Origin of the sequence: Streptomyces tatrensis, assembly GCF_049310065.1 — a bacterium.
Lineage (GTDB): Bacteria > Actinomycetota > Actinomycetes > Streptomycetales > Streptomycetaceae > Streptomyces.
Genome location: NZ_JBMDLB010000007.1, coordinates 240,038 through 260,869, shown reverse-complemented (window position 1 = coordinate 260,869; position 20,832 = coordinate 240,038). Strand labels below are relative to the sequence as shown.

Genomic DNA, 20,832 nt, shown 5'->3' with positions numbered 1-20,832 from the left:
CAGAGGAATCACCGTGCCGTACGTCAACGTCAAGATCACCCGTGAAGGCGCCACCGCGTCGCAGAAGGCCGAACTCATCGCGGGCATCACCGACCTGCTGGTCAAGGTCCTCGACAAGGACCCGGCGACCACGTTCGTCCTCATCGACGAGGTCGCCCTGGAGGACTGGGGCGTGGGCGGCGTCCCGACGGACGAGTACCGCCGCCGCAACCGTCCCCGCGGCTGAGTCCGGCCGGTCCCGTAGGGAGGTCAGGCCGTGCGCAGGTCCGCCGCGCACAGGTCCGGGCCGATGAAGGGCAGCAGCCGCACCGTGGTCCCGCTGCCCTCCAACAAGCCGTCCAGGACGCCTTGGTGGACGGCGCACACGACCTCGGGCCGGACTCGGGCCAGCTTCCGGTACGGGCACTCGTGCAGCAGCATCCGCCGGGTGCCGGGGTCGGGCCCCGGCGCGTCCCGGGGCGCGAAGCCCATCCGGGCGGCCGCGGCGAACACCCGCTCCGCCGCCGGACCGCTCCCGGCCAGCCGGCGCCCCCAGTCGAGGCCGGCCCCGTGGGAGGCGCCAGGGCCGCCCCCGACCGCCGAGGCCAGCGCCTCGGCGAGCTCCCGGAAGGGGGTGTCCGCCGCTTCCTCCCGGAGATCGGCCCGGGTGGCCGCGTACCGCAGCCGGGGCCGGCCCCGGCCCGGCCCGGCCGAGGCGGTGGCCGTGACCAGGCCCGCCTCGGCCAGGGCGGCCAGGTGGTGGCGGACGGTGGCGACCGAAAGGCCGGTGCCGGCCGCCATGTCGTCCACGCCCAGCAGGCCGTCCGCCTCCCGCAGCAGGGCCATCAGACGCCGACGCGACGGTACGGCCAAGGCGTGGTGGAGGCTCTGGGCATCCACATCGCGGGGCATTTCGGTCATGGCTCGAATGTAATCGACACCCATTGGCTAAAAGGGGAGTGCGCCCCGTCATCAGCGCTCCGTCCCCCGTCCCCCGTCCTCCGCTCCCCGCCCTCAGGTGCCCGTCCGGACGGCCAGGGACCATTCGTTCAGCACCCCGACGTTCGAGACGACCGCGTCGGTGATCCTGAGCTTCCAGCTCCCCGGCACCGAGTCGCCGATCAGCGGGGCGAGCAGCGAGGGCGGCTGCGAATCCAGCGTCACCCGCAGGTTCTTGGCGTTGCCCCCCGTGCGGTTGTGGATCACGGCCCGGCGGCCGCTCGGGGCCATCAGGACCACGCGCAGATCGCCGATGCGGGGGTGCTCGATGTCGATCGTCACCGTCAGGTCCCGGACCGTGCCCTGGCCCTGGAGGGTGATCGCGTCGGTCAGGCCGCCGAAGTCGTCCTCGGGAATGCCGGCGCCGGGCGCGGAGGCGCCGGTGACCAGGGTGCCCGCCACGCCCTGCTCGCCGGTCCGGAAGGTGAGCACCGGGCCCGGCGCGGAGACGGAGGAGATGGTCAGTCCGGACTCGGTGCCGTCCCACCACAGGGACGCGGGGCGGCTGCTGTGCGAGACGGCGGTGCCCTGGGTGGGTCCGAACAGGTCCGAGCCGTCGCCCTGGTTCCGGTTGGTCTCCAGGTCCAGGTGGCCGTCGGCCTGGAGGAGCGCGCACTGGTAGTGGCCCACCGGCGTGCCGTTCTGGAACTCGTTCGACCCCTTGATGTCGCAGTGGTAGACGGCGAGCCCGCTGGAGGTGAGCCGGGAGTCGAAGCCCGTGCGGGTGCGGTTCTCCACGAGGTAGTACTCGACGTCGCGCCGCTGCGGGTTCTGGTAGATCAAGGCCTCGTCGTACTCGCCCTGCCGGGCCTCGTAGACGCCGGGCAGGGAGATGTCGACGTCGTGCGTCCAGTGCACGAGCCGCCGCAGGTAGACGCAGACGGCGGACGGGAGGAACCCGTCGCCCAGGTTGTTGCCCGCGGCCATGGCGCAGTACGTGCCCAGTCCCGCGCTGGAGAAGTCGTCGCCCTCGCGCTCGGCCGTTCCGTAGTCGTACAGGTCCGGCCAGCGGCACAGCAGGTGGCCGCTCTCGTGACAGAAGGTCCCGATGCTCAGGTCGGCGGCCGTGTCGCCGATGCTCGTGACCGTGTACAAGTCCGTCCGCACGCTGCCGATCTGGGCGGGGAAGCGGGAGTTGTGCGGCCAGAGGTCCTCCCTGAACTCCGTCTGGCCCGCGTACATGATGCAGAGGGAGTCGACGACGCCCCGTCCGAGCGAGTCGAACCGGGTGAAGTCCACGCCGGCGTCGACGGCCGCCTGCAGCGCCTCCGGTACGAGCCTGCCCCGGTTCGCCTTGAGCCCGTAGGCGAGGCGGGGCAGGCTCAAACGCAGCGGGCCGACCACGGTGTTGGTGAAGCGGAGCCGGCCCGTCGACATCGTGCGGAAGAACTCCTTGACGGAGGAGCTGTTCCCGTTCGCCGTGAAATGGGGGCTGTTGAGCAGCGCGGAGACCTCGTCGACCGTGACCTCCGTGGGCTTGTCCGGGAAGTCGACGAGGATCGTCAGCCCCTGTACGTCCCCCTCGCTGAGGACGAACCCGGGGAGCAGGCCCTTGTTGGGACCGAAGGTCAGCAGGGTGTCCGGATCGGTGGTGGCCCGGTCCTCCTCCGGGACCGTCTCCATCAGCCGTTCCTTCACCACGTCCCGCCGGTAGACCTGCCCCTCCCGCAGGTGCCGGGGCAGCCCCTCGGGAGCCGGCCGGGAAACCGGCGTACCGCTGGAGACGAACCGGCGTCCGGCGCCTCCGCCGTCGGCCTCGGCGAAGCAGTACAGGCCGCGGGCGTCGTCGTAGACGACGGAATAGCCGTCGAGCGTCTCGTACCGTGCGTACTTGTCGTCACCGAAGGCGACGAGCCGCACGTCACCGCCCTCCTCCTGGGTGAAGGTGAGGGTGTCGCCGAAGATGCCACTCATCGCAAAGCGCCTCCCGGATCCGGGCACACGAGGGCTGTCGCCTTCAGTGTCCGGTCGATCCCGGGACGGGCACAGGGCAGAAGAACCCACCACGGGCGGGGCAGGGTTACCCCGGCCGGAAGGGCTTCGGGGTCAGGAGAGGTGCCCGGTCAAGAGAATGGCTCCGAGGGGATGGCCCCGGTCAAGAGGATGGCCCCGGTCAGGAGGAGGACGCCGGGATGAGGTCGTGGGTCAGTGCGAAGCGCGTCAGGTCGGCCCGCCGCCGCGAGCCGATCTTGTCGCGGAGCCGGTCCAGATGGGAGTGCACGGTGTGTTCGCTGATGCCCAGCCGGACGGCGATGCCGTGGTCGGTCTCCCCGTGGGCGACCAGCTCCAGGACCTGCATCTCGCGGTCCGTGACGTGGCAGTGGGGTTCCGCGTCCGGGACCGGCCCCACGGCGAGATCGGCGGAGACGTACGGGCAGCCGCCGGCGACCAGCCGGATCGCGGCCAGCAGCTCGCGCTCCCCGGCCCGCCGGCTCAGGCAGCCGCGGGCACCGGCGCGCAGCGCGGCCCCGGCGTCATCCGGTGGGCCGGAGGAGAGCACCAGCACGGCGAAGCCGAGTCCGGCCAGCCGCGCCACCACCTCCGCCAGGCACCCGGGCGCCAGCCGGAGGTCGACGAGCAGGACGTCTCCGGTCAGGGCGTCCCCGCGCGCCGGCGCGGCGGTGACCTCATCGACCGTTCCGGCGCCGAACACCAAGGCCGGGCCGTCGGCCGCTTCGAGCACGCGGGCCACGCCGTGGCGCAGCAGCGGGCAGTCACCGAGGACGCCGACCCGTCCCGCGTCCGCACTCATGCGCGCCCCTCTCCCGGGGCCGCCCGGTGGGAGCGCTGCCCCGCCCCTCCAGTCTTGGCCCTCCGAGGCCGTCCGGCATGCCGGACGGTCCGTACGTCCCCCAGCCCGTCCGGGACGCCCGTCCGGGACGGCTTTTCGCGGACTGTTATCGTCCGGTCATGCCCGAGCTGATCACGCCCACCCCCCGTCTGTACGCCTCCTGGCTCGCCGCACAGGAGGAGTGGGGGCTCGACGCCCACATGGACGGCGCCGGTCTCGGCTCCGACGACGACGTGGACACCCCCGAGGGCTTCGCCGCCTGGACGGAGCGGCTGAGGAGCTACGGGGACCGCGCGGTGCCGCTCGAACACGGACGCGTCCACGCCACGTACTGGTGGATCGCCGAGGGGGACGAGTACCTGGGCGCCATCGACCTCAGGCACTACCTGAACGGCTTCCTCCTCGACGCGGGAGGCCACATCGGATACAGCGTGCGCCCCTCGGCCCGCCGCCGGGGCCTGGCCACCTGGGCCCTGGGCGAGGTCAAGCACGAGGCCCGGCTGCTGGGGATCGACCGGGTGCTGCTCACCTGCGACCCCGGCAACGAGGCCTCGATCCGCACGATCGAGAGCAACGGCGGCGTACTGGAAGACGTCCGCGAGACCCTGATCGGCCCCAAGCGGCGCTACTGGATCGACCTCTAGCCGACCCTCCCCGCCCCCCCGGCCGGTAACCGTTACCGCCGGCCCGCTACCGCGCCGCCGGACGGTGCGGGAACGCCGGCGTCGCGGGAGCGGGGCCCAGCGTGGTGGTGCCGGGAGCCGCCCGGTGGCCGAGGCCCGTGCGGTAGGCGTCCAGTGCCGCCTCGGTGCGGCCGGCCCGGCGCAGCAGATCACCGAGGAGCCGGCACAGGTCCGCGAGGTCGCCCGTCGCCCCGCTGCGCTCCAGCAGCGCCAGGGCCTGTACGTAGTGCTCCTCGGCGGCCTCGGGCTCGCCCCGCTCCTCGGCCATGAGGCCGAGGAGCCGGTGCGCGCCGCCCGCGTGGACGGCGCCGTGACTGTCGCCGAGGGCCAGCAGCGCCGAGAGCAGCCCGGCGGCCTCCTCGTACCGGCCGAGCCGGCGCAGTACGTCGGCCAGTTCGACCTCCACCTGGGCGGTGTACAGGACTGCCCGCCCGGCCGAGAGCATGTCCCGCGCCGTGCGCAGTTCCCGCTCGGCGGAGGCGAGGTCCCCGTCCTGGGCCTGTACGTAGCCGCGCATCCAGTGGCAGTGGGCCAGATCGGTCCGCAGCTGTAGCTGCCCGTAGATCGCCTGGGCCTTGGCCAGGGAGGCGTCGGCGTCGGCCACCCGCCCCTCGGTCAGGAAGGTCCGCGCGACCTGCCGGTGCATTCCGGCCACCAGCGCCGGGTCGGTGACCCGGGGGGCCAGTGCCAGGGCGAGCTCGGCGGCGTGGGCGGCCCGGGCGTGGGCGCCCATGTCGATGTACGGCCCGATGACGGCGGCGTAGAGCAGGAGCAGCGCCTCGGGGTCGGCCAGTCCGCTCGCCCCCAGCTCGTCGATGGTGGACTCGAGCAGGTAGCAGGCGTAGCGCAGCTCCCCGGCGAGCAGGTGCGCCACGGCGCGGCCGCGGATCGGGCGGGCGCGGCGGGGGAGCGGCTCGTCGGCCAGCAGCCGTTCGGCGGACTCGAAGTACCCGATGGCGTCGCCCAGTTCGCCGGTCTCCAGGGCGCAGTCGCCGAGTCCGAGCAGTGCCCCGACCCGCTCGTCGGTGAGCCCGAGCCCCTCCGCTTCGGCGAGCAGGCGCCGGTAGTGGACGGCGGCCTCGACCGCCGCGCCGGAGGCCAGGAGCTGCTGGGCGTCGGTGAGGGCGAGGCGCAGCTCGGTGGCGAGGGAGGCGGGGCGTCCGGTGGCCAGTTCCTCGTAGGAGGTGCCGAGCCGCCCGGCCAGGAAGCGCAGGGCGGCCTCCGAGGGGCGCACCTTCCCCGACTCCAGGGTGGAGATATAGGCCGGGGTGTACGAGGGCTCCGCCAACTTGCGCTGCGTGAGGCCGAGTTCGGCGCGCATGCGCTGAACCCTGCGGCCGATTTCGGACGGTTCGTCCATGGGATCCCCCTGGTTGCTCGAACTGCCAAGTATTCAGCGGGACCAGGGCATTGCGCACCCGTCGTGCGCCACCTAATTTAAGCAGCCGATTCAATGTACTTACACAGCGACTTAACTCGCCTCGTTCCAGGAGGACTTCATGCACCACGTCAGACGCCCAGCCGCTCGGGCGGTGCTGCGGGCAGCCGTCGCGGCGGCCTGCGCGACCGCCGCGTTGCTGGCCGCCGGGCCGGTCCGCGCGGCCGACGACCCGGTCGCGCCCCGGGTCGTGGTGGAGGTTCCGGGGCCGGAGCAGGGCGGTGACGCCGGATCGGGCCACGCCCGCGTCCCCGCACGGGCCGGCCAGTCGGCCGGTTCGGGCGCCCGGCTCTCCGAAGCGGAGCGGGCGGCGGACGGCGAGGTCGTCAAGCTCGTCGACAACGGCCCCACCGGCGACCGGCTGGACGTGGTCTTCATCGGCGACGGCTACACGGCGGCCGAGCTGGCGAAGTTCCACACCGACGCCCAGGCCAAGTGGGCCGAGGTGACGGCCGTGGAGCCGTACACCACCTACCGGAACCTCTTCAACGTCTGGACGGTCGACGCCGTCTCCAACGAGTCCGGAGTCTCCGGCGACCCCGACCGGGCGACCGTCCGCGACACCGCCCTCGGCTCGTACTTCTGGTGCGAGGAGATCGAGCGGCTCCTGTGCATAGACCAGCCCAAGGTGGACGCCTACGTGGCCAGGGCGCCGGAGGCCGATCTGGTCATCGTCCTGGCCAACAGCGCCAAGTACGGCGGCGCCGGCTACAACGAGCCCAGCGCCACCCTCGGTTACGAGGGCATCTCCACCGCCTCGGCGGACCACGCCAAGTCCGGCCAGGTCGCCATCCACGAGACGGGCCACTCGCTCGGCAAGCTCGCCGACGAGTACTTCTACCCCGGGGTCCCGGACTACGAGAAGTACACCGGGCCCGAGCCCGCCGAGTCCAACACCTCCAAGCTGTCCGCCGAGCGGATGGCCCGGCAGCGGGCCAAGTGGTACCGCTGGCTCGGCGAGCCCTCGCCGGACGGCGGCGTCGTGGGCGCCTTCGCGGGCGGCGGCTACTTCGTCACCGGGATCAACCGGCCCACCGACAATTCGCTGATGCGGGTCCTCGGCAAACCCTTCAACCTCCCCGGCGTCGAGGCGATGATCGCCGGCTTCTACCAGCATGCGCGGGCCGTCACCCCGCTCACCCCGACGGACGGCACCCTGCGGACGGCGCACACCGTGAAGGCGGCCGTGCCCCGGCTCGCCGGCGCCGACGGCCGCCGGCTCCAGGTCCGCTGGTACCTCGACGGCCGCGAGCTCAGGCGCCTGGCGGGCCGGACCGACGTCACGGTCGCGGAGCTGCGGCTCCCCGACTTCCGCACCCACACCCTGTCGGTGACCGCCGAGGACCGGACCCCCTCGGTCCGCGATCCGGAGATCGCCCGCACGCTGCGCTCCACCGTCGACTGGAACGTCCGCCGGTAACCGTCGCCGGTGGTCCGGCGGGCGCAGTACGCACGACGGCGGCGCGGGAGCCATCGCTCCCGCGCCGCCGTCGGTTCACCTCCGGTCCGCAGCCCCTAGGCAGGCTCGCCCACGGGTTCGGGGGCCGGCACCTCGACCCGCTCGCCGCTCCGCGGCAGGCGGCGCAGCGCCAGGGCCATGGCGGCCACCGTGTAAGCGCACAGCACCGCGACGCCGGCCCACCAGGGCAGCGGGAAGTACCCCGCGGAAGGCGCGTAATGGGCGGTGACCTGCGGGTACTCCACCAGGGTCTGCTGTACGGCGAAACCGGCGGCCGGAGTCACCCGGAGCAGCCACTGCGCGAGCCCGTCGCTCAGCAGGGGGACGGTGGACACGGCGTACGGGACCAAAACCGCCGAGACGGCGACGAGCACCGCGAGCCGGCGGCGCCGCAGCACCGCGCCGAGGGCAAGGGCGAGCACGGCCGTGAGGGCGAGCACCGCGGAGACGCCGAGGACCACCCGCGCCCCGGTGAGGGCGGACAGCCCCACCACGGGCACCCCGTTCGACTCCAGGACCGCGGCGCCGACCGGCACCACGATGCCCACGGCGAGCAGCCCGGTCACGAACGTCACGGCCGCCACGACGACGGCCCTCGCCCCGAACACCGCACGGGTGAGCGGCGCGCCGTCCCCCGCCTGCCCGCGGCCGGACCCGCCACCGGCGAACCGTACGGCCACCACCAGCACGACGAGCAGGGCGAGGCTCAGGCCGGTCAGCATCCCCTCCACGGGGCGGCCGCCCGAGGTCGCCGCGGGCGCGATGTCACCGGTGCCGGTGACGGTGATCGTGCCGTCCTTCTCCACGGCCCCGGACGCCTGGTGGTACTTCTCCCAGTCGGTCGCGTTCATCCCGCCGACCAGCCCGGCCCGCCAGCTCCCGCCGGAGCCGGCGCCTTCCAGGCGGACGTGGTCGAAGGAACCGGCGGCCTGGGTGAAGCGCACCTCTTCCGTGGCCCCGCCCAGGCCCACCGGCCGCAGCGTCAGGTTGCCGGGAGAGGTGGCGAACAGGCCGACCTGAGCCGTTGCGGGCAGCCCGGGAACCTTCACCGCGGCCACCTTCGCCCACCGCTCGCCGTCGGAGGACTCGTAGCCCGTGATGGTGTCGCCCGCCCGGGTCAGCCGCAGCCACAGCGGTGAACCCTCCGAGACCGCGGAGCCCTTGACGGCGCTCCCGGCGATGTCGTGTCCGTAGTCGTACTGCATCCGCACGCCGTGCTCGCCCGTGACCATCAAGGCCGCGTACGAGGACCCCTGGCGGACGCCGTCCTTGATGATGATCCCGGCCTTCGCCCAGGGCACCAGGCCCGGGACGATCTGGTCGTGGTGGGGCGGCGGATAGGTGATGGTGCCCGTCATCGACTTCATCCGGACCGTGATGCTGCCCTCGCGCCCCAGATCCCGGTGCATGAAGGCGAAGTTGTCGCTGACCGCGGTGCCGTCCGGACCGGTGGGGTCCGTCGGGCACGGGCCGGAGCAGGACGCGTGGTTGCCGAACGCGTAGAGCAGCCCGAGTGCGAGGACCATCAGGGCCGCCGTGACCAGGGCGATCAGTCGGGCCGGACGCAGGAAGCGGGTCCACTCCTGCCGGAGGAGTTCGTTGTGTGTGAGCATGCTTCGGTTCTATGCAGCCGGCCGTAACGGGGTCCGAACCGCCGCTGTCATGACGCTGTTAGGTGCCGCCGGGCATGCTGGACGCCTTCGGACGGGACGGGGAGACACGCCATGGTCACACTACGGAGCAGGACCGTCGGACGGCGGTTCACGATTCTCTACGCGACGGTCTTCCTGCTCTCCGGGATCGGGCTGATCGGCCTGATCTACCTGTTCGCCCGCTCCGACTTGGCCGTGACCGCTCCCGGACAGCAGCCGCCGCCGGGCGGGCCGGCCACGGGCGTCGCCCAGCACGTCCTCGACCTCGAACGGCAGCTCGCGGACGTACACGCCCAGCAGTCCAGGCAGCTCCTGTTCGGGTCGCTGATCGCGATCGTCGTGATGGCGGCCGTCTCGCTCCTGCTCGGCCGGATCCTCGCCGGGCACGTCCTGCGCCCGCTGCGCCTGATCACCGCGGCCACGCGGCGGATCTCCGCGGACACCCTGGACCAGCGGCTCGCCGTGGCCGGGCCCGACGACGAGGTCAAGGAGCTCGCGGACACGGTGGACGGCCTCCTGGCGCGGCTGGAGGCCTCGTTCGCCGCGCAACGGCGCTTCGTGGCCAACGCCTCGCACGAACTGCGCACTCCGCTGACGACGATCCGGGCTTCGCTCGACGTGGCCGTGGCAAAACCGCAGCCCGCGCCGCAGACCCTCGCGCTCGCAGGCCGGGTGCGCAACGAACTCGACCGGGTGGACCGCCTGTTGGAAGGCTTCCTCGTCCTGGCCCGGGCCCAGCACGGCGTCCTCCCCGACCGGGTCCCCGTCTCGCTCGGCGAACTGGCGGGAGAGGCGCTGGCGGCCAGGGCCGCCGCCGTGACGGAGAAGGCCCTGACCGTCGAGGACGGGCTGACGCCCCGGGCGTGGACACGGGGCAGTCCGGCGCTGTTGTCCCGGCTGGTGCAGAACCTGATCGACAACGCGATCGTGCACAACCAGGGGGGCGGCTGGATCCGGATCGCCACCGAGGACGGCGCACGCGAGGGCGGCGCACGCGAGGGCGTCACCGGCGCGGACGGCGGCTCCTGGGTCCGCCTCGTCGTCGAAACCGGCGGAAGCGTCCTCGACCAGGAGCAGGTGGACCGGCTGACGCAGCCGTTCGAGCGGCTCGGCACCGACCGGACCGGATCGCCGGAGAGTTCCGGACTGGGACTGTCGATCGTCGCAGCCATCGTCTCCGCGCACGGCGGCCGCCTCGACCTCCGCGTCCGCCCGGAAGGCGGACTGAAAGTGACGGCCGCGATGCCGTCGGCGGCTGCCCCGAACGGCTCGGACGACTTGATCGGCTCTGACGACCTGGTCGGCTCGGACGGCCCGATCGGGGGGACGCCGTGAGGATCCTGGTCGTCGAGGACGCGCGCTCCCTCGCGGAGGTCGTCGCCGAGGGACTGCGCGACCAGGGAATGGCCGTGGACCTCGCGTACGACGGACTGGCCGCCGCGGCCAAGCTCGACGTCAACGCGTACGACGTGGTGGTCCTCGACCGGGACCTGCCCGGCATCCACGGCGACACGCTCTGCCGGATGATCACGGAGCGGGACGACCGCGCGATGGTGCTGATGCTGACCGCGGCCGGATCGCCCGGCGACCGGGTCAGCGGCCTCACCCTGGGCGCCGACGACTACCTCGCCAAACCCTTCCACTTCCCCGAACTGATCCTGCGCATCCGCTCCCTGGCCCGCCGCAGGCCCGCGGCCCGGCCCCGCACGCTGCGCGCCGCCGGAATCGAGCTCGACCCGGTCCACCGCACCGCCCTGCGGGACGGCGTCCGCCTGGAGCTCTCCGTCAAGGAGTTCGCCGTCCTGGAGGCACTGCTCCGGGCCGGCCCCGGATTCCTGAGCGCCGAGGCCCTCCTGGAACAGGTGTGGGACGAGAACGCGGACCCGTTCACCAACACGGTCGCGGTCACCATGGGCCGCCTGCGCCGCAAACTGGGCGCCCCGCAGATCATCACGACCACCCCCGGCGTGGGCTACCGCATCGCGGACCCCGCCTCCGGATGACCTCCGGCGTGCCCGGGCCGGCCGTTGCGGATGCCGCCGGCGGGTCCGCGCGGACCGGGACGGATAATGGCACGGCACGTACCGAGCGGAGAGTTGAAGAAGCGATGGCGCTGACAGAAGGCCGGCGGGTGAGGCTGGCGGCGGACGTCCGGCTGACCGACTGGGTCGCGATGACGGAGGACACCTCCGCCACGGCGGGGGCCGTCGCCGGTTCGCTGTCCCTGGCGGCGGGCACCGAGGGCACCGTGGAGCGGGTGGTCGAGCACGACCTGCAGACTCCGGAATCCCGCGAGTACGAGAGGCTGGGGTCGCTCCTCAACGCCTACGGCGCGGGGATGCCGGCGGAGAGCAAGAAGCAGCTGGAGGAGAAGGTCGCCGGGCTGGAGCCCGCGTGGACCGCCTACCGGGCGGAGCCGCTCCGGGTGACCGTCCGGGTGCGCTTCGACAACGGATTCATCCTCGACGACGCGGACGAGGACCTCTTCGCCCCCGCCTGACGGGGCTCAAGGGGCCAGGGCCGCGTCCACCGCCGCCTCGGCGTGCAGGCGGGCAGTGGGGAAGAGCGGTACGGGGCTGTCCGCGGGGCCGATGAGGAGTTCGATCTCCGTGCACCCCAGGACGACTCCCTCGGCGCCCGCGGCGACGAGGTCCTCGACGACCCGGCGGTACGCCGCACGCGATTCCTCGCGGACGACACCGAGGCAGAGCTCCTCGTAGATCACCCGGTGTACGAGCGCACGTCCCTCGGGATCCGGCACGAGGACGTCGAGCCCACCCGCGGCCAGGCGGCCCCGGTAGAAGTCCTGTTCCATCGTGAACGCGGTGCCCAGGAGCCCCACCCGGCGCAGTCCCGCGCCGCGGACGGCCGCCGCCGTGGTGTCCGCGAGGTGCAGCAGCGGGACGGAGACGGCCGCCTCGACCGAGTCGGCGACCTTGTGCATGGTGTTGGTGCAGATCAGCAGGAGCTCCGCACCCGCCGCCTCCAGCGACCGGGCGGCGTCGGCCAGTGCCTCGCCGGCTTCCTCCCAGCGCCCCTGGACCTGCAACTGCTCGATCTCCGCGAAGTCCACGGAATGGAGCACGCAGCGCGCGGAGTGGAGTCCGCCGAGGCGCTCGCGGGTCCGCTCGTTGAGGATCCGGTAGTACTCCGCCGTCGACTCCCAGCTCATACCGCCGATCAACCCGATCGTCTTCATGCGCTCACCATAAGGGAGAACTCGTAATATCGACTCATCCATAAGTCGGTCTTTGGTCTCCTGTGGGTGGGACCTCCAGCTCGTCCAGGACCCGGTGCAAGGGCCGGCGCAGGGCAACGGACATGGGCCGGGGGTCCGCGCCGGCGTACGCGGCCAGCCCCTCGCGGGCGGTGGTCACGGCGGCCCGGGGGTCGTCTCCCGACAAGGCCTGCTCGATGGCCCTGGCGGTGTGTGAGGCCAGGTCGGGAAGCCACAGCCGGGCCCTGGCAAGGTCGGGAGCGAGGTCCGCCCGGCCGCTGAACGCGGCCACCTCCCCGGCCAGGGTCGCCACGTGCACGGCGAGCCCGTCGGCGGTGGCGATGCGCCCGGCCAGGAGGGTTACGGTGCCGCGCTGACGGCGGCGCAGGGGGTTGAAACGCAGCGCGCGTTCGGCTTCGCGGGCGCGTGCGGCGCCCGCGTGCACCGCTTCGACGTGGGCGTGCACCCGGGTGCGGTTGTCGCGGGCGGCGGCCGGACCGCTGCCCAGCACCGCCGCCGTGCCGGTGAGGGAACGGCCCAGGCGGGCCCCGCAGTCGTCGGAGACGGCCTCCAGGATGCGCTGGGGGTCGGGCGGCCACAGCAGCGGAGCGAGGAGGATGGTGACGGCCGCGCCCGCCGCGGTCTCCCAGACGCGGTCCAGGGCGTAGGCGTCGGGGGAGGCGTTGGCGAAGACCAGCAGTGATGACAGCGCGACCTGGAGGTTGAGGGCGCCCCCGGCCCGCAGGACCATGCCGACGCCCAGACCCAGGGCCACCACCAGGGTCAGGGTCAGGGTGGAGGGCCGCCACAGGTTCAGGACGGCGATCGCGATCAGCACGCCCGCCACGACCCCCAGGATCCGCTGCAGCGAGGTGCCCAGGGCCGTCATCGGATCACCGCGCAGGGCCACCAGGGGGACGAGCGCCGCGAACACCGGCGGCTGGTCGGCGCCCAGCCACAGCGCGGTCTGCCAGGCGAGGGCCACGGTGACCACGATGCGGGCGGCCGCCGGACCCTCGGTGCGCAGCAGTGCCCGGGCCCGCCCGGCCCGCCCGTCCCGTCGCGCCGCGGAGTCGGTGAGGTCGGTCATCCGTTCCCTTCGGTGTGGTCCCGGCACGGACGGTTCAGCCGCGGTGGATCCGGTCGACGCCGTACCACTTGGACACGCAGGCGGAGACCCAGTCCCGCTCGTAGGTCCGGGTGAAGAAGGGCTCGGCGAGACTGCCGATGTACAGGGGCTTGTACGCCACGTCCGTCGCTCCCCGCTCGACCTCGGCCTCGATGCGCGCGTTCTGCGCGTCCCAGGCGATCGAGCGGGCGACCGTCGCGGTCGTCAGCCGCTGGAGCTCCGGGACCAGGACGGCCACCGAGGCCAGCGCGAGGCAGCCCGCCGCCACGGCCCCGGCCAGGAGCGCCGGTCCGGCGTTGCGGTGCTCCCGGATTCGCCGTCCGCCCCACGCACCCACCAGGGCGCCGTAGCCGCAGAGTGCCAGCTCCATCGGCACCAGGTAGCTCGTCCAGGTACGGGCGTACGTCCACCCGGTCGGCCCGTAGCCGCTGCGCAGGCCCACCACCACGGCGAACGAGCCCAGGACCACCACCGCCACCGGGATCAGCAGCAGGGCGACCAGCGTGCCGCGCGGCACGGCACGGAGCGGCTCCTGCTCCTCGGGCCCGGGACCGCCGCGCCGGGCCCTGCCCAGGACCATCGTCAGCCCCAGCAGTACGCCGACGGCCGCGGCCCCGAGGTAGGCCGGCCGGCCGGTGACGGAGTCCCACATGCGCACCCAGTCCCCGAAGGTGGCCCGGAGCCCGCCGGCGGACAGCAGGGACTCCTCGGCCGGATGCTGCGCCCGGCGCCACCGGGCGCCGGGGGAGGTGTAGAGCACGATCAGGCCGCTGACCAGGCCCGCGCACCAGACGAGGCACCAGGTGAAGGGCTGCCGGTTCCGTGCCAGTCCGAGCCGGGGCAGGCAGAGCAGGCCGACCAGCGTCGCGAGGAGGCCGCTGACGAGCGCGAACGGCTCGCTCAGGGTCCCGATGGCGAAGGCGATGACGAACGCGGCGACCAAGCCGGTCACCCGGACGGCGGTCCGGGGACGGGTGGCGGTCCGCAGGGCCAGCAGGAGCGCCCACACGCCGATGATGCTCGGCACGGTGTGCGAGATCGTGGCGGGGGCCCACAGCAGGGTCTGGTAGCTGCGGGGGCCCGCGAAGTAGACCAGGGCCTGGATGACCAGGGCGCACGCGATCAGGGCCGGCAGCCGGGGCCTGCCGCCGGCGGACCGGACGAACTCGCGGCCCAGCAGCACCAGTCCCACGGTGAACGCGACGGCCATGACCGTGGGCAGGATCTTGGCCCCGACCAGGCCGTCGCCGTAGACGATCCCGCTCAGGAAGGCGTTGGTGATCCTGCCGTTCTGCGTCATGTAGAAGTCGGAGGTGATGCCGAAGACCCCCATGTCGCGCGACTTCCACGCGGCGCACCAGTCGTCGGACGTGGGCCGCACGTAGAGACCGAGGAAGCATCCGACGGCGACCAGCGCCCCGGCCGCCGCGACGAGCACCGCCCCGGTGGCCGTGAAGATTCCGGGCGGGGGCGGACGGCGCCGGACGCCGGTGTCCCCCGGCTTCCCCTTCCCCTTCTCGGTCTCGTCCTGGACCTCGACTGTGCTCATGTACCTGTCCTTCGCAGCGGAAGCCGGCCGTGAGGAGCGGCCGAAGCGCCCGCCGCCCGCGCCGGCCCAGGGCCCGCGGAGATCCATGATGTGCACGCCCCCCGGCCCCCGGCATCCCGGGTGCGCCAGGACGGGTACGGGGCCGCGGGCCCCTCCGCGCTCCCGGGTCACCCGCGCGGCGGGCCTTCCGTGGCGGCCTGCGCGGGGCTCTCCCAGGATGAGGAGCCAGGGTCCGTACGCACGCGGGCCCGGCGGAGGGAGCGGCGATGCCACGTGTCCGGCCCGGCCGTTGGGCGGTCGTCACGGCGGCCTTGGCGAGCGTCGCCGTACCCGTGTGCACCTCGGGCCAGCCGACGGCGCAGCACGCGGGGCACGCCGCCTCGTACGAGGCGGGCCACCCCGGGGACCGGCAGGAGGCCGGGCCCGAGGACGGCGGCCCGGCGCCGTTCGTCCTGCCCGTGGGGCACCGGGCCCGTTCCGCCGCCGAGCCCGGACACGCCCGCCCGGCGGCGCTCGAGGCCCCCACCGCCGGCCTCCTGTCCAATACGACCGGCGCCGAAGGCGTTCCGCCGGCCCTCGCCTCGGACGCGCGGTACGTCCCGGGGAGCAATGTCCTGCGGCTGGCCTCCGGCCGGTGGATGTACCTTCCCGACGGCAAGACGGTCTCCGCTGTGGTCGCCGCCGGCCATCCGCCGGCCCAGCGGCAGATCGAACGCAGCCGCGCCTGGCTGGCCTCCGGCCGGATCCCCGGCACCTCGCCCGAGCAGCGCGCGGCGGCCGAGCGGGCCCTGCTGGCCATGCGCGCCCTGCTCCGGCCCAACGGCGCCCTGGCGGCGGGCTGGAGCCACGGCTGGAAGTACTCCTGGCCGCGCGACTCCAGCTTCGCCTCGGCGGCCTTCGCGCACACCGGCCACGACGCCGAGGCCCACCGGATCCTGAGCTACAGCGCCGCGACCCAGCGGGCGGACGGCACCTGGGAAGCGCGTACGAAGCTCGACGGATCCGGGCCGCCCGACGCCCGGAGCGCGCAGCTCGACGCCAACGGCTGGGTCCCCTGGGCCACCTGGCAGTGGTACCGGCAGGCCCCCCGGTCCACCCGCGGGGCCCGGCTGGCCGCCCTCTACCCGATGATCCGCAATGCGGCCGACCGCGCGGCGGGCTCCCTGCGGGCGGACGGACTGCCCCCGGCGTCCCCCGACTACTGGGAGCTGACGACGGCGACCCCGAACATCGGCACGGCCGCCCCGCTGCTCGCCGGGCTCAACGCCTCCGCCGACCTCGCCCGCGAGGCGAACCGGCCCCGGGACGCGGCACGCTGGGCCGCCGCCGCGCGGCGGCTCTCCGCCGGGATCTCCCAGCGCTTCCTGCCCCTGGGGTACCAGCGCACCGTGGACGGACGCCACGGGCACGACAGCGCGGTGGCCTTCATGGCGCCCCCCTTCAACGAAGCCCCCGCCGGCCTGGCCGGGGCGCTGGACACCACGTACCGGGAACTGCTCCTGCCCAACGGCGGGCTGACCCCCGGGAACGATCCCGGGGCGCGCTGGGGCGCGTACGCCTGGACACCCAGTACGTCCTTCTTCGCGCTCGCCTGGGCCGGCACGGGCCGGCCCGAGAAGGCCGGGCGGGTCCTGGACTGGGTCCTCTCCAAGCGGAACGCGCTGGGCGAACTGCCGGAGAAGGTGGACGGGAAGGGCCGGCCCTCCTCGGTCGCACCCCTCGCGTGGACGGGCTCCCTGGCCGTCCTGGCGCTCGTGGCGCTCGACGGTCCGGGGCTCCCGACCCCGCCCCTGCGCCCGTAGGCCCCGACTGCCCGCACCGCTCAGTGCTGCGACCCGGGACCCGCGGCGATGCCCGCCGCGCCCTGCGACGGCGGGACGGCCGGGTACCAGGGTGCGTAGGGCGGCCGGTTGGCGACCGGCCTGGGGGCGTTCGGGGGAGGGGTCGTCAGGTGCAGGGCGGCGTCCAGGCCGAGAACGGCGCCGATGGCCGGGCCGTCCGGCGGGGCCACGGCCGCCGGAGCGCCCGTGTAGTGCATCTGGGACTCGTACCAGGACGGCCCGCGGTCCGTGTTCCAGTCGGCGACCGTGCCCGTACCCGCGCGGCCCACGAGCAGGCCCCCCGCGACGCCGACGGAGCCGTAGCCGCCCTGGCCGCCCAGGGTGGTGACCGGGGAGAACCGCGGTCCGGTCTGGTGGAAAGTGGCCAGGCTCTTCTCGACGGTGCCCGAGCCGGGGCGCCGGAAGTACAGGGCGACGCCGTCGCCCTCGGGGATCGCCGAGAGCGGCCCGGCGGTCCACGGCAGCTTGGTCGGTACGGGGGGACCGAACGGAGCGCCCGGTGCGCGCTGGACCCAGGCCAGCACGGTCTTGGTCGTGGCCACGTACACGTGGCACCGCCCGTCCGAGTCCGTGGCGGTGACCGGGTCGCCCCAGAGCGGGTCCTTGCGGAGGGGGGAGCCGCCCAGGGAGGACCAGGCGCCGAAGGCGCCGTCGGGGGCCGACTGCGCGCTGGCGCGCAGGAAGCGCCGGGTGTCGCGGACGTAGACGGTCATCCGGCCGGTACGGTCCACGGCCACGGCCGGTGCGCTGATCGCCGAGCCTTCGGCGAGGTGGTCCGTATCCGGGGTGCCCAGGGACTGCCACGGGCCGAAGGCGCCGTCGGGCTCCGCCTGGACGCGGTACACGATCTCGCGCTTGAACGCCTGGGGCGTGGCGCCCAGCGTGGTCCGGGTACCGAAGACCCCGACCCTGCCGTCGGGGAGCCGGACCGCCGTGGCACCCGTGTCCATCCAGGTCCCGTCGAGGAACCGGGGCCCCTGCCAGGCGGCCGTGGGGCCGCTGCGCGACCAGTAGGCCATCCGGCCGTCCAGCACGCTGAAGGCCCACAGATTGCCGGGTGTGCCCTCGGTCATCCAGGAGCTGCCGTCGCCCCGGCCGTAGCGGATGGTCCGGTTCCAGCCGGGATAGGCGCCCTGGGGCCGGGTGGCCAGCTTGCGGTCGCCGCAGCCCGCGGGGCTGCCGCACCAGTTGACGCGGTCCATCCAGGCATAGGTCTTGAGGTAGATGAGCTTCTCCGCGGCGGGCTGCGGATCGAGGGCCGGCGCCAGGCCGGTGTTCGGATAGCTCACGTAGTTCTGGACCGAGAAGTGCGGCCGGTCCGTGGACTTCGCGTAGCGCTCGGTCGCGGCCTGCACGAAGCGGGCGCCGTACATGTGGTCCTGGTGGTCGGCCTTGCCGGGGCCGGGCGTCGGGTCCTGCGTCCGTATGGTGGTCGGCCGGTACATCGCGAAGACCGCCGCGATGGCATCCACGACCTGGTCCTTGGTGTACGAGAACCCGGACGGCTTGACCGGCGTCGCCGAGCTCAGCTGGACACCCAGGGTGGGTATCCGGCCGTCCCACAGTCCGCGCAGGCTGACCGGAACGTCCTTGGTGATCTCGCCGGCCTCCCGCAGCTGCATCCACACCAGGTTGACCTCGGGCCGCGCGACGAGGACGTCCACTTCGGCGCTCCCGCCGCCGATGGTGGGTATGGAGCGGCGCTCCCAGGCGCTGGCGCGGTTTCCGGTGGCCATCTGCGCATAGGCGGCGCGTACGCCGTTCTGCCGGCCCTCCGCGTAGGCGGCGTGGTCGGCCGGGCGCACGGGGTCCTGCAGCTGCCCTTCGTGGGCCTCGTTGTGGCCGTCGGCCTGGCCGGCGGTGAGATAGACGGTGGTGACCTTGATGCCCGTCGATATGGTGCGGCTCACGTCGGGGTTCATGAAGTAGAGGTCGTCGTCGGGATGCGCGACCACCTGGAGGACCGTGCCCCCGGTCACACTCGGGCGGGGCGCCGTCGCGGGCGTCTCGAGCTCCGGTGCGGTCCCGTCGGTGTAGGCCCAGGCCGTCACCCCGACGGTGCCGACGGTGAGCGCGGTGAGCACGGCCGCGAGGCGGGTGCGGCTGGCCAGGGACATCTGCGAAGCCTCGGGAATCGGTCGGGCGGGTGCGAAGTGGGGCTGCGGGGTGGGTCGGCTCCCCGTTGGCCCCACCGCTTTCCGGAGACGACCGGGTCCGATTATGCCTCGCGCGCGTGCGCCTGACGAACCGTCAGGCCCCTTATGTGTAGCCATCAGGCGACTTTCTCCTGTATCGCCCGAATTTCGCAACTTTGTCCGTATGTGTCGTGAGTCGACTCTTGCCCTGAGCCTCGGCGAACCCTGCCTCGCCATCGGGCACGCAGGACCGGCGCATCCGGCTGTTCGCGTAGTCCGTCCCCTGGTGGGAGCGGCATTTGCCGCAATCCAGACACCTGACGCGGAGTCGGAGGCCAGGCCGGGCACCTCCCCGGTGGCCGCGCAGGAGGGGGCCTTCCATGTGATCGGATCCACACGGCGGGCGCCCCCGCCCGAGGCCCTCGGGCGGCGGCCCGGCAGTCCGGCGGCGCCGGCGTCCGCGTCGGATCCGTCGCGCGCGACGGCAGTACGCACCCCTCGCGAAGATCAACCTATAGGGCCGAGGGGGGCTTGCGGCAAGGCCCGGGGCGTGGCGAAGAATCACCTACCGAAGCCGGGGATCCAGGGCTCTCCGCCTCTACCGATGTACCGAGAAGGGGAGTCTCCGCATGCGTGTGGTGTTGTCTGCGTACGGGTCGCGCGGGGCCGTGGAACCGATGGCGGGCCTGGCGGTGCGGTTGCGGGAACTCGGAGCGCACGTGCGGATGTGCGCACCGCCCGACGAGGAGTTCGCCGCACGGCTGGCCGGGCTCGGCGTGGAGTTGGTGCCGGCCGGCAGCCCGGTGCGCCCGCTGGTGACCTCGGTGACGCCGGGATCGGCCGAGGGGCTGGCACAGCGGGCGGCGGATCTGATGACCGCACAGTTCGACATCGTCGCCGCGGCGGCCGAGGGGGCGGACGTGCTCGTGGCGGCCGGCCCCCTGCCGCTCACCGCGGGCGCGCGCTCCGTGGCCGAGAAGCTGGGCCTGCGCTACGTGCACGTGAGCCACCAGCCCGTCAGTCTGCCGTCGCCCCACCGGCGCCCGCCCGCCCGGCGCGGGCAACCGCTGCCGCCGGGCGCCACCGACAACCAGGCGCTGTGGGACCTGGACGCCCGCATCGCGCACACCATGTTCGGAGGGACGCTCGACACCCTGCGGGCGGCGGCCGGCCTGGCGCCGGTGGACTCCGTCCGTGACTACGCCTTCACCGACCACCCGTGGCTGGCCACGGACCCCTTCCTCTCCCCGTGGCGGCCGACGGGACTCGGCGTGGTGCAGACCGGAGCATGGTGCGCACCGGACGAACGCCCGCTCCCCGCCGAACTGGTGGAGTTCCTGGACGACGGCCCCCCGCCCGTCTACGTGGGCTTCGGCAGCATGCCCCCGGGCACCCTCGAAGGCGTCGCACGGGGGGCCGTCGAAGCGATCCGTGCGCGGGGCCTCCGCGCGGTCGTCTCCCGGGGCTGGGCCGGACTGACCCTGGCCGACGGCCGGGACGACTGCCTCCTCGTCGACGAGGTCAACCACCAGGCGCTCTTCTCCCGGGTGGCCGCCGTCGTGCACCACGGCAGCGCCGGCACCACGACGACCGCCGCCCTGGCCGGAGTGCCCCAGGTGGTGCTGGCGCAGGGAGCGGACCAGCCCTACTGGGCCGGCCGGGTCACCGGCCTGGGCATCGGCGCGGCCCACGAGGGCCCGGCTCCTGCGGACGCGTTCCTGTCGGCCGCGCTGCACACGGCCCTGGCCCCCGGGACCCGCGCCCGGGCGGCCTCCGCGGCCGCCGCGGTCCGCACCGACGGGACGACGGTGGCGGCGCGCCTGCTGCTCGAGGGGGCCGCCCGGACCGCCCGGCCCGCATGACCCCGACTCCGGTCGAGGTCCCGCCGTCGCCCCTCCGCCCCGTAGCTCCGTAGAGGGATCGTCGGCGCAGACCCGCCGCCGTCCGCGCCCCGGACGGC

17 protein-coding genes are annotated in these 20,832 nt (G+C 73.8%); 8 read left to right on the top strand and 9 right to left on the bottom strand.

Annotated features, from left to right (window positions below; translation table 11 throughout):
- Nucleotides 1–13 precede the first annotated feature (13 nt).
- Nucleotides 14–226, top strand: a complete 213-nt coding sequence (locus ACODT5_RS04945; RefSeq protein ID WP_243333154.1) for a tautomerase family protein — start codon at nucleotides 14–16, stop codon at nucleotides 224–226.
- Between the two features lie 23 nt (nucleotides 227–249).
- Here ACODT5_RS04945 and ACODT5_RS04940 read toward each other — a convergent pair whose 3' ends face one another.
- The 3 genes from ACODT5_RS04940 to ACODT5_RS04930 all read right to left on the bottom strand — a co-directional run bounded on the left by ACODT5_RS04940 (nucleotide 250) and on the right by ACODT5_RS04930 (nucleotide 3,730).
- Entirely contained in the window at nucleotides 250–900 is a 651-nt protein-coding gene (locus tag ACODT5_RS04940) for a helix-turn-helix transcriptional regulator (RefSeq protein WP_422517956.1), read from the bottom strand.
- Nucleotides 901–993: 93 nt separating this feature from the next.
- Nucleotides 994–2,892 (bottom strand): M6 family metalloprotease domain-containing protein, encoded by a 1,899-nt coding sequence (locus ACODT5_RS04935; protein WP_422517955.1) that lies wholly within the window; start codon nucleotides 2,890–2,892, stop codon nucleotides 994–996.
- A gap of 199 nt (nucleotides 2,893–3,091) precedes the next feature.
- On the bottom strand, nucleotides 3,092–3,730 hold the full coding sequence (locus ACODT5_RS04930) for a response regulator transcription factor (RefSeq protein ID WP_422517954.1): 639 nt from the start codon (nucleotides 3,728–3,730) through the stop codon (nucleotides 3,092–3,094).
- Between the two features lie 158 nt (nucleotides 3,731–3,888).
- Between ACODT5_RS04930 and ACODT5_RS04925 the strand changes: the two genes are divergently transcribed.
- Nucleotides 3,889–4,413 (top strand): GNAT family N-acetyltransferase, encoded by a 525-nt coding sequence (locus ACODT5_RS04925; protein ID WP_422517953.1) that lies wholly within the window; start codon nucleotides 3,889–3,891, stop codon nucleotides 4,411–4,413.
- Nucleotides 4,414–4,459: 46 nt separating this feature from the next.
- On the opposite strand, the gene ACODT5_RS04920 is transcribed toward ACODT5_RS04925, so the two are convergent.
- Complete coding sequence (locus ACODT5_RS04920) at nucleotides 4,460–5,812, bottom strand: tetratricopeptide repeat protein (protein ID WP_422517952.1); 1,353 nt, start codon at nucleotides 5,810–5,812, stop codon at nucleotides 4,460–4,462.
- Between the two features lie 139 nt (nucleotides 5,813–5,951).
- Between ACODT5_RS04920 and ACODT5_RS04915 the strand changes: the two genes are divergently transcribed.
- Nucleotides 5,952–7,310: a M64 family metallopeptidase gene (locus ACODT5_RS04915; RefSeq protein WP_422517951.1), complete on the top strand. Its 1,359-nt coding sequence runs from the start codon at nucleotides 5,952–5,954 to the stop codon at nucleotides 7,308–7,310.
- 95 nt (nucleotides 7,311–7,405) lie between these two features.
- Here the strand turns inward: ACODT5_RS04915 and ACODT5_RS04910 are convergent, their stop codons facing one another.
- Nucleotides 7,406–8,962, bottom strand: coding sequence for a DUF1349 domain-containing protein (locus ACODT5_RS04910; protein WP_422517950.1), 1,557 nt, complete (start codon nucleotides 8,960–8,962; stop codon nucleotides 7,406–7,408).
- Nucleotides 8,963–9,073: 111 nt separating this feature from the next.
- Here ACODT5_RS04910 and ACODT5_RS04905 point away from each other — a divergent pair, with 111 nt between their 5' ends.
- The 3 genes from ACODT5_RS04905 to ACODT5_RS04895 all read left to right on the top strand — a co-directional run bounded on the left by ACODT5_RS04905 (nucleotide 9,074) and on the right by ACODT5_RS04895 (nucleotide 11,501).
- Nucleotides 9,074–10,336 carry a sensor histidine kinase gene (locus tag ACODT5_RS04905; RefSeq protein WP_422517949.1) on the top strand — a complete coding sequence of 421 codons (1,263 nt, stop codon included), beginning with the start codon at nucleotides 9,074–9,076 and terminating at the stop codon, nucleotides 10,334–10,336.
- Entirely contained in the window at nucleotides 10,333–11,004 is a 672-nt protein-coding gene (locus tag ACODT5_RS04900) for a response regulator transcription factor (RefSeq protein WP_422517948.1), read from the top strand. Before ACODT5_RS04905 ends, ACODT5_RS04900 begins: the two co-directional genes overlap by 4 nt.
- A gap of 104 nt (nucleotides 11,005–11,108) precedes the next feature.
- On the top strand, nucleotides 11,109–11,501 hold the full coding sequence (locus ACODT5_RS04895) for a hypothetical protein (RefSeq protein ID WP_422517947.1): 393 nt from the start codon (nucleotides 11,109–11,111) through the stop codon (nucleotides 11,499–11,501).
- Between the two features lie 6 nt (nucleotides 11,502–11,507).
- Here the strand turns inward: ACODT5_RS04895 and ACODT5_RS04890 are convergent, their stop codons facing one another.
- Genes ACODT5_RS04890 through ACODT5_RS04880 form a run of 3 tightly spaced genes read right to left on the bottom strand, consistent with a single transcriptional unit; the run spans nucleotide 11,508 to nucleotide 14,896 of the window.
- Nucleotides 11,508–12,200 (bottom strand): aspartate/glutamate racemase family protein, encoded by a 693-nt coding sequence (locus ACODT5_RS04890; RefSeq protein WP_422517946.1) that lies wholly within the window; start codon nucleotides 12,198–12,200, stop codon nucleotides 11,508–11,510.
- Nucleotides 12,201–12,234: 34 nt separating this feature from the next.
- Nucleotides 12,235–13,308, bottom strand: a complete 1,074-nt coding sequence (locus tag ACODT5_RS04885) for an FUSC family protein (protein WP_422517945.1) — start codon at nucleotides 13,306–13,308, stop codon at nucleotides 12,235–12,237.
- A 34-nt stretch (nucleotides 13,309–13,342) separates the two neighbouring features.
- Nucleotides 13,343–14,896 carry a DUF6056 family protein gene (locus tag ACODT5_RS04880; protein ID WP_422517944.1) on the bottom strand — a complete coding sequence of 518 codons (1,554 nt, stop codon included), beginning with the start codon at nucleotides 14,894–14,896 and terminating at the stop codon, nucleotides 13,343–13,345.
- A 266-nt stretch (nucleotides 14,897–15,162) separates the two neighbouring features.
- On the opposite strand from ACODT5_RS04880, the gene ACODT5_RS04875 reads away from it, so the two are divergent.
- On the top strand, nucleotides 15,163–16,698 hold the full coding sequence (locus tag ACODT5_RS04875; RefSeq protein ID WP_422517943.1) for a glycoside hydrolase family 15 protein: 1,536 nt from the start codon (nucleotides 15,163–15,165) through the stop codon (nucleotides 16,696–16,698).
- Between the two features lie 20 nt (nucleotides 16,699–16,718).
- On the opposite strand, the gene ACODT5_RS04870 is transcribed toward ACODT5_RS04875, so the two are convergent.
- A complete protein-coding gene (locus ACODT5_RS04870) occupies nucleotides 16,719–18,854 on the bottom strand; it encodes a PIG-L family deacetylase (RefSeq protein WP_422517942.1) in 2,136 nt (711 codons plus the stop codon).
- A gap of 647 nt (nucleotides 18,855–19,501) precedes the next feature.
- Here ACODT5_RS04870 and ACODT5_RS04865 point away from each other — a divergent pair.
- Nucleotides 19,502–20,734, top strand: coding sequence for a glycosyltransferase (locus ACODT5_RS04865; RefSeq protein WP_422517941.1), 1,233 nt, complete (start codon nucleotides 19,502–19,504; stop codon nucleotides 20,732–20,734).
- Nucleotides 20,735–20,832: the final 98 nt, after the last annotated feature.